Genomic DNA, 12,154 nt, shown 5'->3' with positions numbered 1-12,154 from the left:
TCCAGTTTCTCCAGTCGCTCCAGTGGCTCCAGTGGCTCCGGTGGCTCCAGTTTCTCCAGTCGCTCCAGTGGCTCCAGTGGCTCCCAGTGCTCCCGGTGCTCCGGTTTCTCCTGTTGCTCCAGTGGGTCCGGTAGCTCCAGTCGCTCCAGTGACTCCAGTCGCTCCAGTGGCTCCAGTGACTCCAGTCGCTCCAGTGACTCCAGTCGCGCCGGTGGCTCCAGTGGCTCCAGTGACTCCAGTGGCTCCGGTGGCTCCGGTGGCTCCAGTGGCTCCGGTGGCTCCAGTGGCTCCGGTGGCTCCAGTGGCTCCGGTGGCTCCAGTGGCTCCGGTGGCTCCAGTGGCTCCGGTGGCTCCAGTCGCTCCAGTGACTCCAGTCGCTCCAGTTGTTCCGGTAGCTCCGGTAGCTCCGGGCGGACAATTAGTACAATCTCCAGTTGGACCTGTCGAACCTGTGGGTCCTGTTGCCCCGGTTGGTCCAGGAGGGCATACGCATTGAATACCTAGGAAAATCGATGGACATCCTTGAGGAAAAATTATCTTATTACATGAAGTACATTTTCTCATCTCAATGTCAAACCCCTGTATAAAAATTGGTTAGTTTAACATATGTCATAACAAAATAAGATGCGAATGTCTTATTAAAAAATCCCCAATATTAATTTATTAGATAAAGTACAATTTCCCTTGTGGAAACAAAACCAAAAATAGCTGTTACACAATTATTCAGAAAGACTTTCTTTCATTTGGGTAATATGTAGAAGAATTCTAGCTGTGGTTTTACGAATGACTCCATCTAGTAAATGATAGTTTGATCAAAGTGATACAACTCGGATTCAATCCATTCATCAGCAAATCTTTCAAAGACAAAAGTAAATAATGATAATAAAATATGGAAATAAATGTATATTTTTTGATAAGAGATGAGATACAAAATACTTTCATTAATTACATCCTTATTTTCAAAGATTGTATAAATGATTCTGCTCCCGTTTCTTGGGTATTCTCCCCACCAATTACCTTAGACAAAATTATTCATTTCACTAATCATCAATAATAAAAAATTCCCATCAATAAATATGAACTTTTTTTACATGTAACAAGTCCTTCTCCTATGTAACACATGAACAAAACCTTAGTACAACAAGAGGAGGATTTTATATTGGATTATCAGCTGTTTCAATGGATCAATCATTTTGCAGGACAAAATTTTTGGTGGGATCATTTTTTCGAAAGTTTGACTTCATATGGTCCTTATCTATACATTGCAGTTCTCCTTATTCTAGCAATCCGCCCATCCAGCAGATTAGCTGCTATAAATGGTTTTTTAACAGCATCATTAGCTATAGGAGTAAATTTCTTAATTGGTTTGGTTTTCTATCGCCCACGACCTTTCGTAGCACATCATGTACACATGCTGTTACCACATGTTGCTGATTCCTCATTTCCTAGTGATCACACTACTGGATCAATAGCAATTGCTTTGGCGATATGGTTCTACAATCGAAAATTAGGCATTCCACTTATTCTGATGGCTCTATTTATTGGTTTTTCTCGTATCTATGTAGGACATCATTACCCTACAGATGTTTTAGGAGGTATTTTGATAGGAACAGTAGTAGCAATTTTAGTCAATAAACTAGGGATTGGACAAAAGATTCTGGAGAGAATCCCTTTTGGCCAAAAACAAAGCCCTTCCGAATCTCTATAAGGAACTTTGAATGCTTCCCTTAGTGATTTCTTGTTACAACCACAAAATGATGGAGGACTAGGGCTCGAAACAGTAGTTACCAGCGCCATATTCCTTAGCCTAAATAGGAACATTTTAACGGAAACTCATCCTTAATTAGGATGAGTTTCTAAATAGTTTATTTGTTACTTTATTAAATTGTAAGTATCATCCAACTCATCCGGATGTTATGTGTCATTGTTGTTATTCCTGCTGTACTCCATTTTGTTCAGTTCCTGAATGACAAGGTTCGATCCATTTTTCATTGCCCTCATTTTCACTCTCCCACCAATAGGAAAGGTAAACATTGGGCTGGTATGGCCAAAGTCCACATTTGTAAGTATGGGTAAACCTCTCAATTCCTTCTTAGAAGCTATTATCTTTTGCAAAAGATCATCCGTTACTCCGCTTTTTCGTTGAAATCTACCAATTAGAATACCTCTTACACCTTTGAAACTAGGTTGATGGATAAGAGTTTGCAAATCTCGATCAAAATTTTCCGGAAAGGTTAGATAGTCATCTTCTAAGAATAGAATGCTTTCTTCCAGAGATGGCATGTACTCCGTTCCTTGAAGTAGGTTTAAGGTACATAGATTTCCTCCTATACTGATCCCCTCTGCTTCTCCTTCTTGCATAACTGTCCAACCTCTATTCACATGAAAGTTTCTATTTTCTTGATCCAAATACCATGCATCATCACTCCAATGGGTAGATGGATTCACGGTAAATGGATCTCTCATCATGAGACACTTTTGAAAATAATCGATGGTATAATCCATCCCTTTCTTCATTCCAAACGTAGAAAAATGTGGACCAGAATACGTAACAAGTCCTGTTTTGGCATAAATCGCATTGGCGAGAGCGGTGATATCCGAGTATCCCACAAGCACCTTTGGATTTTGCTTAATAAGTTGATAATCCAGATATTGTAATAATTGATTGCAGTTATGTCCGCCGATTGTAGTAAGTATGATATCCACATTCTTATCAGCAAAGGCATCATGAAGATCCTCGATCCTCTCCTCTATAGAAGAGGAACCAAAATCATCCATAACTGAAGCATGTTGTGATATGGAGACGGTAAATCCTAGTTCACCTAATCTTTGAAGAGCGATATCTACCGTTTCTTTCGATAAAATGGATAAGCTTTTGGACGGGGAAACAACTCGAATATGATCTCCTGCTTGGATTTTTTTAGGGATTAACATGATCAAGCAACCCTTCCTATTTTTATTGTAAGCCTATCTTTATTTATACTTGTGCAACAATTATAGCTGCTTCTTCGTCTTCGTCATGATAAATTACATCCACTTTTGAAGATCCAGCATCTTGAAGTAAATTAATCTGAGTTTGCAAGGAACAAAGAATGTCAAACAATCCATGCACATGTTCATCATATCCTGATGCACGGTCGTATAGTTGCTAATACTGCTCAAAATATACAGATTACGAATAACGAATCAACAAAAGTGAATCAAAAGATAACTCAATATATTGAAGAAATAAAAACAAATTTCGAGCAGTATCTAATAAAAATCGCTACTACAGAAATGCCTCAAACAGAAAAAATGAAATTATCAAAGCTTTACAGGAAATCAAGGAACATATTAGCCAACCTCAAATAGATCCTGAAAAAATCAAACAATCGGGCAAAATACTTGAAGAATCAAGTTATGTCGCTTCAATTTGTGGTACTGTAATTTCACTGTTACAATTCTTTAATTAGTTGGAATCTGAACTATAATTCCATAACAATCGGAGTTACTCTAATCTCTTTTTAAAAGACCAATGATCAAGAGATCACATAGAAAACTAAATTACTAACAGTGTTTGGTTCATTCTTTTCTTGTAAAGTAAGTTCAACAACTCTTCCATAATCAAATAAGACCCCTCAGTTTTAAGAACTTGGAAATAATTAGCTCTCGTATAGTGAGTGTCGATTATACTTCCATAACTAATCCAGTTTGATCAACCAGTTTATTGGTATATTAAATATTGCACAGAGTAAAGATTTATTTATATTGCTTTTTACTCCCAATGATTATTATTTCGATAACAAACTATCTGTATTTTTAGCAATTCTTAGTTCCCTACCTCTCCATTTCACCTCGAACAGCATCTCAACAACACCCAATTCATAATGCTTGTCTATCTTGGTAAGAAGGCATAATTGCCCTATACAAACCACAAAACTCAAGACACCCATCCAGGTCGCTTACATCAAGACGGACGCATCCTGAGCAGGAAGTCTCAATCGGTGACGTCGATCCCCTGCTCTTGGCGTCTGGTTCATCAACAAGAGAGTTCTCGCTTAATTTCATGATAAATCAAAAATTTATTGGTTTCGCTGCACATTTGCTGGTTTTGCTCTTAATACACCTTTTCGATGTGCAAAAATGCGGGATTTACAGATACCATTATATGGTCCTGTTGATTCAGTCACTGGTGCTGGTTCTACTCCTTCTAGATGCCTATCGCTTTTTAACAAAAAAGTTATTAAAAAATGTCACAAAACTACACCCTTCCCCATCTTAGTTTATGAAAGACAAAACAGCGAAGGAAGGTCAGGATGATAAAAAGAACACTTGATCGTCCAGAAACGCTTTTTAAAAAAATATCTAGATGAATGTTTAGGAGGAACCATCATGTCCAACAAAGTAGAATTCGTTATTACGCGTACCGTAAATGCACCTAGTGAGCTTGTATTTCAAGTTTTCACGAAATCAGAGCACTTGAAAAATTGGTGGGGAAATAAAGGCTTTGAGATGAATGTTGCTAAGCTAGATCATCTTCGTCCTGGAGGCCGTTTTCACTTCAGCCAGAAATCTCCTGATGGCAAAGAAATATGGGGTAAGTTTGTGTATCGTGAGGTGGACGAGCCAGAAAAGCTCGTGTTCATCAACTCTTTTTCCGATGAAGAGGGTAATACGATCCGTGCGCCATTTCCCAACTATCCATTAGAAATCCTCAACACCTTGTCGTTTACGGAACAGGATGATAAGACAACCATCACCATGCGTGTAGGTCCTTGGTCCTCAGCTACAGAGGAGGAGCTCAAAACCTTTGAAGGTGGAATGGAGACGGCTCAACAAGCATTTGCTGTACTCTTTGACCAGCTTGAAGATTACTTAGCAAGTGTGGTTTCGTTTTAAATTAAACAAACCAACACCAATACAAAAACAGTTGGTGTTGGTTGCTTATTCTACTGAAAACAAATGTTTAGAATATAAGTTTAGATTGAACTGATCGATGTCTGAATATGTTTTCGTTGCAGTGTATCTGCATGTTTATGTTGGCACTCTGAAGGAATGGAACAACGAGGACGAGAAAAGATACTAACTAGAGAGGGATGAATACCATGAATTCTAAACAATTCATGAAAGCAGTAGGATCTACTCGTTATCTTCCCATCACCCATCCAGAGAGTTTACTTGATCTTGAGATAGAAAAACCAGTTCCTACAGGTCATGACATTCTGGTAATGATAAAAGCTATCTCTGTTAATCCTGCTGATTTAGGTGTTCGGGAAAAACACAACTATGAAGAAGAATCACCTAAAATACTTGGTTGGGATGCAGCTGGAATCGTAGAACAAGTTGGTCCTGAATGTGAATTGTTTAAACCTGGGGATGAGGTATTTTATGCAGGTAGCGCCGTTCGTCCAGGGGCTAATAGTGAATTTCACTTGGTGGATGAACGAATTGTAGGAAACAAACCAAAGAGTTTGGATTTCGCACAAGCAGCTGCTTTACCACTAACCTCTATTACCGCATGGGAAGGCTTATTTGACTGTCTAGAAATTAGTCATAACCAAGAGAAAAACAGTGATAAAAGTATTCTTATTATCGGTGCGGCAGGAGGGGTTGGTTCCATTACTACTCAACTTGCCAAATTATCTGGCCTTACTGTAATCGGCACTGCTTCTCGTCCTGAGTCGATCCAGTGGACCAAAGATCATGGTGCAGATTTTACAATCAACCACAACAAATCCTTTGTGCCACAACTTAAAAACATTGGATTTGAAACGGTAGACTATATATTCTGCTTAAACGATACGGTACAACATTTAAAAAATATGTCAGAAGTTATTATTCCACGAGGTAAGATTTGTTCCATCGTTCCGGCCAATAAAACATGGACAGGAAGCCTAGAAATGGATCTACTCTTCTCGAAGAGTGTCACATTTGTGTGGGAGCTCATGTTTACCCGATCAATGTTCCAAACGAAAGATATGATCCAACAGCATCATCTATTGAATAAACTTAGCTAACTTAATTGATAGTGGAAAAGTAAAAACCACATTAGCGGAACGCTTAAAACCAATTAATGCAGCTAATTTACGTTTCGTACATAAAAAAATGGAAACAGGAAAAACAATAGGGAAAATTGTATTGGAAAATTTCTAAATGGAGCAGAACAGCAACTGATCGACAAAGTGCAATTTGAGACCAATAAATGAAAAACATGGCTTCTTTCAGGTGTTAAAAAAGAAAAACAACGAGCACCTCTCGTAAATGTGATATATGAACCGTCCCTTGTATAAAGAGACGGTTTTTTGCTAATTAGTAGATCTTGATTATTTATTTCGAAGGATGATGATTCTCAAAATAATCTATAATAAATAGAAGGTTATTTACAGGTCTTTTGATACGGATTAATTCTATAAAGAGGTTGTTGCATAAATCAATTTTGAACTCTGAATAAAGTCGCTTGATGTGTGTGTTTTCCGCGTCTGTTGTTGAAAAACACAAAGGACGCTCCACCCATTCACATCTGCGCTTCTGCGTTGAATAATGCAACAGGCTCTATAAAATTAAAACGTTAAGCTATTATCAACATGACTTGAATTTTGGTGATGCATTGTAAGGCATCACTACTCAAGTAATTGATCGCATGTGATATTGCTTTCTCATCAGACTCAGCCTATGATCAATCAATGGTACCTTTAATCATTTTTCACAATCTGATCATTATAATCCTTATTTTAATCATCGACTATCATGAAAGTGAGTATATTACAAATGAACATAGAACAAGTTTATCATACATACAAATCCATACTTATATCCCTTGCTTACCGTATGCTAGGAAGTATGGTTGACGCTGAAGATGTGATTCAAGAAGTTTTTATCCAATACAATAAAACATCTCATCAAAACATCCATAATGTAAAATCATATCTTTGCAAGATGGTAAGCAACCGATGTATTGATTTATTGCGAAAAGGATATAAGCAAAGAGAAGAGTATGTGGGTCCTTGGTTACCAGAACCCATCATACATGATATAGATTTGAATGAACTCCCAGAAGAACACTACCTCCAAAAAGAGAGTGTTTCTTTTGCATATCTGTTTCTCTTGCAAAAATTGACTACAGCGGAACGAGCTGTTTTTTTATTACGAACCCTATTTCAGTATTCTTATGATGAAATTGGAAATATCTTAGACCGAAGTGCAAATCATTGCCGTTTGATTTACCATCGTTCAAAGAAAAAGTTACATGATAGTAAAGGTACTTTAGTAACAAATCCACAACATATTCGTACTACAGTGAATGAGTTTTCAAACGCTTTGACAAACGGTGAGTGGAATCGACTCAAACAAATTATTCTGCAAGATGCGAATCTATATATTGACAGTGGCGGCAAAACAGAAAATAGTGTTGTCTTAACACCGATCTTTGGTTTATCACAAATCATCGATGTTTTTTCCAATCTACTCCCGAATTTCCCTAGTGATCTTTCCTATCAATTAGGTGTAGTAAACGATCAACTAGGTACTTTCTTTTATCGTAAGCAGCAAATCTTTGGTATAGTTGCTTTCCAAATGAATCAAGATAAGATTTCAGATATATTTGTGTTGATTAACCCAGACAAACTAAAACGATTGATCATTTGAAACAATTGCTCGTACTACCTGACGAGCGCTTGCAAAACTTGCTTGTGCTAATTGCCCTTCATCCCCTACCCAGTCACCTGCAATAAATAGATTGGGTAGTCCTTCAACTTTCACACTAGGTCGACCTGAGAGACCGCCACGATTGGCTGATATTAAATCGTATGCAACAGGCATCTGTGGTAAATATTGGGTCGATACCAATTCTTCCTGCCATCCTGGCTGAATCAAGGTAAAAAACGCTTCTAATTCTTGACGAATTTCTTGTGGCTTGTTAACCTTTTCGGGAAGTAAATACTTCATCAAATGAATCAATTCACCATTCTCAGGTGCTAACTTAGCAGCACTTGAATGTACAGAATAATAGAGTGGAGATTCTACACCTAACACAAATTCTCTTGTTGAATCTGGCAATTTATGAAGGGCTACATCTAAACATGCAACATAAATAGGTTCTACCTGATCTGCAAGTTGTTGTAGATATTTTCCCTCACTATCTATCAATTTGGAAGAGGTAATTGGATCTGTAGTTAAGACAACATATTCAGCATGAATCGCTTGTCTGTCAGCAAGGTAAATGTCATATCCGGATGATGTTTTTTGGATGGATGTGACTTTCATACCGTTCATCATTTTGACATGAACTTTTCTTGCTGCTTTTTCCAAACCATCAATTAGTGTTTGCCATCCACCATCCAAATACCAAACATCTATTAAAGTATTCATAAGTTTCATTACAAATCCTGTATCGATTCGCTCTACAGCAGTCGAGTAGGTGCCGAGTCTTACAATTGCTTCAATAATCTGTCTGGTTTGTTCATGATAACCAGAACTCTCCATCCAATCAGATAAACTTATGCCTGTCCATTGCTTTGCATCTAGCATCCCTAAGCTGCCTAAAAAATTACCTATTTCTTGTTGTGCTTGAGAACTTAACCCTTTTATCTCAAGTAATCTAGATAGATTATTGGGGAAAAACGAAAATTGATTTGTAAAATAGAGTTCCTGCTTTTCTCGATTAACAGATTTACCATGATACACAACATCTAACTCAGCTAAAATCTCTTTACCTGGTCCAGGACCACTTAAGTAAAATGAATGAGCCCCTTGATTGAAATAAAAGCCTCCTTTTTCCTTTGTCTGTGCTCTTCCTCCTAATTTTTTCCCTTTTTCTATAACCGTAACAGAGTAACCTTCTCTACCGAGTAAGGAAGCAACTGTTAAACCAGCAATTCCACCTCCAACAACCACAACTTCCTTTTTTTCTGAATGATATTGATGCACTTTTTTATCTCCTTTTTCATAAATTGTGTTTCATATTTAAGACGGAGTAAAAAAGTATAATGTTACTGTTTTTTAGGGATCGCCGTTCCCAAAGAAAAAAATTGTACGTTTAGACATATTTTAGACACAAATTAACCAACTACCTGTACGTCTAGTTAATCCATATATTATTTGGTTTATTTATCAGCAATCAAGTAAATTATTTGGTGGATTTCCAATGTAATAATTCGATTAAGCTGCCTTAGCTCGTTGGTAGCTTGGTAGAGTGGATACTTTTTCAGTAAATTTTCTGGTAATCAGGTTTTGGCTTCCTTCTTTTCGTTTTTATTCTTTCCATCTCGTCCCCTCTTGCCATGGAATTGAACGGCACTGTTGAAACATCGGGACTGATTACACTCTCCGGTTTTATTTGTAACAATTGTGCACCATAGAACAGCTTGATTCATTTCACGTTCAGTGATAACAGTATTCCTGACAATAGCTTTAGTTTCAGGCGACCACTTTTCACGTGATATGTCCCAACCCTTTCATACCAGAAGTACCATTCTCCATGCAAGTAACCGGTTCTGGAACCGTCACACTCAATTCGGGCAACACGATTGATCTCTCTTACATCTTAGATCTTTCAGAGGAGGGACCATGTATGATTGGTCCCAATTGCTATCAATTAAGGATAAACGGCTTGAATTTCCAAGTGGATGCGTTTAACTTGGAAATTGCTGATGATAATTTGATAATCCAAAATTATGTTACGCTGCCGGGAGTCTAAATCTTCCAGTTGTAGAGGAAGAACAACCAACCATTCTTTTCGATCAGCTTTCAGTACAAGAGCATCTTTATTCTCTAACCAACCATAAAGTAATTTGAAACCGTCACTTCTTACCTCACATTCCCAAACGAATCCCATCCCAATGTATAGTGTTCATCCGAAACTCCATCAATACGCGGAACCAACTTTGACTTTAGAATAAAATATTTCCCTATCCATTAGCGGCTTTTTTCACATCCTCAAACGGAACCAATTCATAGTAATCATCCCTACATATCACCTGATAATACTTAATCCTACGATTAATGTAGAATACAACTCCACGACGACCATCTTTACAAAAGTGTTACTCCCACTGCTGTTCCAATATTGTGAGTAAACAATGAAAAAGAAGTAGAAATGCCTCTTTTGTTGTCAGAAACAAGCTGTTGTCAACACAAGGGGAAGTCCAACTATGATGAAATGAATCAAGAGTTTGATCATCACACTTAACATTTGCTGTATTTGTCAGCAAAAGCCATTGGTCAAAGACACCTAATTAAAATATACATATGGATCTTTTGGAGCAGTAATCATTTGTATCTTACTTTGGAATATGATCGGTTCTACAGTTCCATCTTGTCCTACCGTTGTTTTCAACTTTCCAGTTACCTCTACCCACTTATTCTCTGGTAGTGGTTTCTGATGCTCTAAGTTTACGAGATATCCTGCTACCTCTGCATCCGCCACACAACAAACAATTAAATACCTTCCTGCAATAAACTGGTTTTTCCCTGTAGTATCATCCTTGTATACAAAGCCTTTGACCTGAATTTGTTTTCCAGAAAGTTCTTTTGGATGAATTTGGATCGTAGCTAACACATCACCGTAATTACTATCTGTAATTTTTATTATATTTAGTTTTTTCAAAGCAGCAAATTCTTCTGCATATGGATCATCTGAAGGGCTTATTTCTGCTTCTTGTTGAGAGTTCGGCTTAGAGTAATGCACTCCTTTTTTATTAGCAACACTTGCATCTAATACCTTTGGCGGAGCAAAGAGAAACAAGAAGATCGGAAACAACACCAACAAGTAGCTTGAAAAACCTAATCGATGTAATTCCTTTCCTTTCAGCTGCCAAATTTGCACGAGACTAAAAACCATCAAAACAAAAATACTAAAGCCAACAAACCATACCATTTTAGGAGCGACCAATAAAGTTATTTCCTTTGTTACTACAAAACCAATTAACATTAAAGCGATTCCCATACAGATAAGAATCCGAATCCATGCTCTTACCATATAAATGCCACCTCCTTACATAATAGCTAAAATAGAACTAAACGTGATGAGGGTAGTACCAAAGAAAAAGAGAGCTACCACACGAGGACGAAAACTCCCCAACATCATACTAATATTTTTTAAATCCACCATCGGACCAAATACAAGAAAAGCAACAATGGATGAGGTCGGTAAAAAATTTCGAAAAGAAGCAGCGATAAACGCGTCTGCCGATGAGCAAACAGAGATACCGAAAGCAACCCCCATCACCAAAAGCATCGTTAGCCAGTCTGCTGTGCTAAGGTGGGAAATACCTGATACACCAATGAATGTTTGAAAAAGAGCAGCAATGATCGCACCTAGCACAAAATATTTACCTGTACTAATGAACTCAAATACTCCATGATGCAGGGCATGGATAACTTTGTCGTCTTGTTCGTGTTTATGATGTTCATGGGCGTCTTTCTGTTTATGTTCGTGAGAATGATGGCTATGATCATGGTCATGATCACAACAATCGTGATTTGTTTTGCTACCATCTGTTTTTAAAATGGCATCTGCGGGTTTCTTTCCATAGACAAAAAAGAAGAGGATACCCATCAGAATAGCAATACCAGCAGCAAATAAAACCCGTGTGTAAACCATTTGCCATTGGTCTCCAAAGGCTAAATATGTAGAAAAAATCGTAACAGGGTTAATCACAGGTGTAGCAAGTAAAAAAGTAAACGCAATATAGGCTGGAAATCCTTTTTGGATGAGTCGTTTGGCAACAGGTACAATCCCACATTCACAAATCGGTAAAAAGAGACCCAAACAAGCAACCATTGGGATAGCTAGAAATGGATTACGCGGCAAGATACGCCACACCATATCTTCCTTCACATATACATGAATAAAACTAGAAACGAGGATACCAAGTAAAATAAATGGTAATCCTTCTACAAAGATACTAAAGAAAATCGTAGAAAAATTTCGTACATTCCCTCCCTGAACAAACTGTAACCCTCTCGTAATATCAAAGATAGAGCTAAGCCAAGTGACCCCATTTACGGTAAATAATATAAAGGCTAGCAAAACTATTGATCCTGTAAGTTCTATATATATACTACGAAAAAAACGAATCATCACAATCTTCCCTTCGTTCTTCTAGGCTATCGAAATCTACTAATCAATATATGCAAGAATCAAAAATCTATGGTCATCTTTCCCTTAATCAAAAAA

9 protein-coding genes and 2 pseudogenes are annotated in these 12,154 nt (G+C 37.7%); 4 read left to right on the top strand and 7 right to left on the bottom strand.

Translation table 11 applies throughout. The features are described from left to right. Nucleotides 1–564, bottom strand: a pseudogene (locus tag MK805_RS15855) (BclA C-terminal domain-containing protein); the annotation flags it as partial. Between the two features lie 595 nt (nucleotides 565–1,159). On the opposite strand from MK805_RS15855, the gene MK805_RS15850 reads away from it, so the two are divergent. Continuing rightward, complete coding sequence (locus MK805_RS15850; protein WP_240876891.1) at nucleotides 1,160–1,708, top strand: undecaprenyl-diphosphatase; 549 nt, start codon at nucleotides 1,160–1,162, stop codon at nucleotides 1,706–1,708. A gap of 206 nt (nucleotides 1,709–1,914) precedes the next feature. Here MK805_RS15850 and MK805_RS15845 read toward each other — a convergent pair whose 3' ends face one another. Together MK805_RS15845 and MK805_RS15840 are read right to left on the bottom strand one after the other, a co-directional pair. Continuing rightward, on the bottom strand, nucleotides 1,915–2,934 hold the full coding sequence (locus tag MK805_RS15845; RefSeq protein WP_240876890.1) for a S66 family peptidase: 1,020 nt from the start codon (nucleotides 2,932–2,934) through the stop codon (nucleotides 1,915–1,917). Between the two features lie 1,127 nt (nucleotides 2,935–4,061). Beyond that, nucleotides 4,062–4,214 (bottom strand): hypothetical protein, encoded by a 153-nt coding sequence (locus tag MK805_RS15840; RefSeq protein WP_240876889.1) that lies wholly within the window; start codon nucleotides 4,212–4,214, stop codon nucleotides 4,062–4,064. Nucleotides 4,215–4,371: 157 nt separating this feature from the next. On the opposite strand from MK805_RS15840, the gene MK805_RS15835 reads away from it, so the two are divergent. The 3 genes and pseudogenes from MK805_RS15835 to MK805_RS15825 all read left to right on the top strand — a co-directional run bounded on the left by MK805_RS15835 (nucleotide 4,372) and on the right by MK805_RS15825 (nucleotide 7,623). Further along, nucleotides 4,372–4,878 (top strand): SRPBCC family protein, encoded by a 507-nt coding sequence (locus MK805_RS15835; RefSeq protein WP_240876888.1) that lies wholly within the window; start codon nucleotides 4,372–4,374, stop codon nucleotides 4,876–4,878. A gap of 206 nt (nucleotides 4,879–5,084) precedes the next feature. After that, nucleotides 5,085–6,132, top strand: a pseudogene (locus tag MK805_RS15830) (zinc-binding alcohol dehydrogenase family protein). 615 nt (nucleotides 6,133–6,747) lie between these two features. Continuing rightward, nucleotides 6,748–7,623 carry a sigma-70 family RNA polymerase sigma factor gene (locus MK805_RS15825; RefSeq protein WP_240876887.1) on the top strand — a complete coding sequence of 292 codons (876 nt, stop codon included), beginning with the start codon at nucleotides 6,748–6,750 and terminating at the stop codon, nucleotides 7,621–7,623. Here MK805_RS15825 and MK805_RS15820 read toward each other — a convergent pair. The 4 genes from MK805_RS15820 to MK805_RS15805 all read right to left on the bottom strand — a co-directional run bounded on the left by MK805_RS15820 (nucleotide 7,603) and on the right by MK805_RS15805 (nucleotide 12,058). Next, nucleotides 7,603–8,904 carry a phytoene desaturase family protein gene (locus MK805_RS15820; protein WP_240876886.1) on the bottom strand — a complete coding sequence of 434 codons (1,302 nt, stop codon included), beginning with the start codon at nucleotides 8,902–8,904 and terminating at the stop codon, nucleotides 7,603–7,605. The genes MK805_RS15825 and MK805_RS15820 overlap by 21 nt on opposite strands. A gap of 667 nt (nucleotides 8,905–9,571) precedes the next feature. Continuing rightward, the gene (locus MK805_RS15815; protein ID WP_240876885.1) at nucleotides 9,572–9,811 is read right to left on the bottom strand and encodes a hypothetical protein; all 240 of its coding nucleotides are present in this window, start codon (nucleotides 9,809–9,811) and stop codon (nucleotides 9,572–9,574) included. Nucleotides 9,812–10,207: 396 nt separating this feature from the next. Next, nucleotides 10,208–10,954, bottom strand: coding sequence for a TIGR03943 family putative permease subunit (locus MK805_RS15810; RefSeq protein ID WP_240876884.1), 747 nt, complete (start codon nucleotides 10,952–10,954; stop codon nucleotides 10,208–10,210). 15 nt (nucleotides 10,955–10,969) lie between these two features. Further along, a complete protein-coding gene (locus MK805_RS15805) occupies nucleotides 10,970–12,058 on the bottom strand; it encodes a permease (RefSeq protein WP_240876896.1) in 1,089 nt (362 codons plus the stop codon). Nucleotides 12,059–12,154: the final 96 nt, after the last annotated feature.

Origin of the sequence: Shimazuella soli, from assembly GCF_022511585.1 — a bacterium.
GTDB lineage: Bacteria > Bacillota > Bacilli > Thermoactinomycetales > Thermoactinomycetaceae > Shimazuella > Shimazuella soli.
Note: the sequence above shows the minus strand (reverse complement) of the source record. Positions and strands in the feature narration are given on the sequence as shown.

Coding starts and splice junctions, on each gene's coding strand:
- MK805_RS15835 (WP_240876888.1), top strand. CDS start 4,372: ATGTCCAACAAAGTAGAATTCGTTATTACGCGTACCGTAAATGCACCT.
- MK805_RS15810 (WP_240876884.1), bottom strand. CDS start 10,954: ATGGTAAGAGCATGGATTCGGATTCTTATCTGTATGGGAATCGCTTTA.
- MK805_RS15845 (WP_240876890.1), bottom strand. CDS start 2,934: ATGTTAATCCCTAAAAAAATCCAAGCAGGAGATCATATTCGAGTTGTT.
- MK805_RS15815 (WP_240876885.1), bottom strand. CDS start 9,811: ATGGGATTCGTTTGGGAATGTGAGGTAAGAAGTGACGGTTTCAAATTA.
- MK805_RS15805 (WP_240876896.1), bottom strand. CDS start 12,058: ATGATTCGTTTTTTTCGTAGTATATATATAGAACTTACAGGATCAATA.
- MK805_RS15825 (WP_240876887.1), top strand. CDS start 6,748: ATGAACATAGAACAAGTTTATCATACATACAAATCCATACTTATATCC.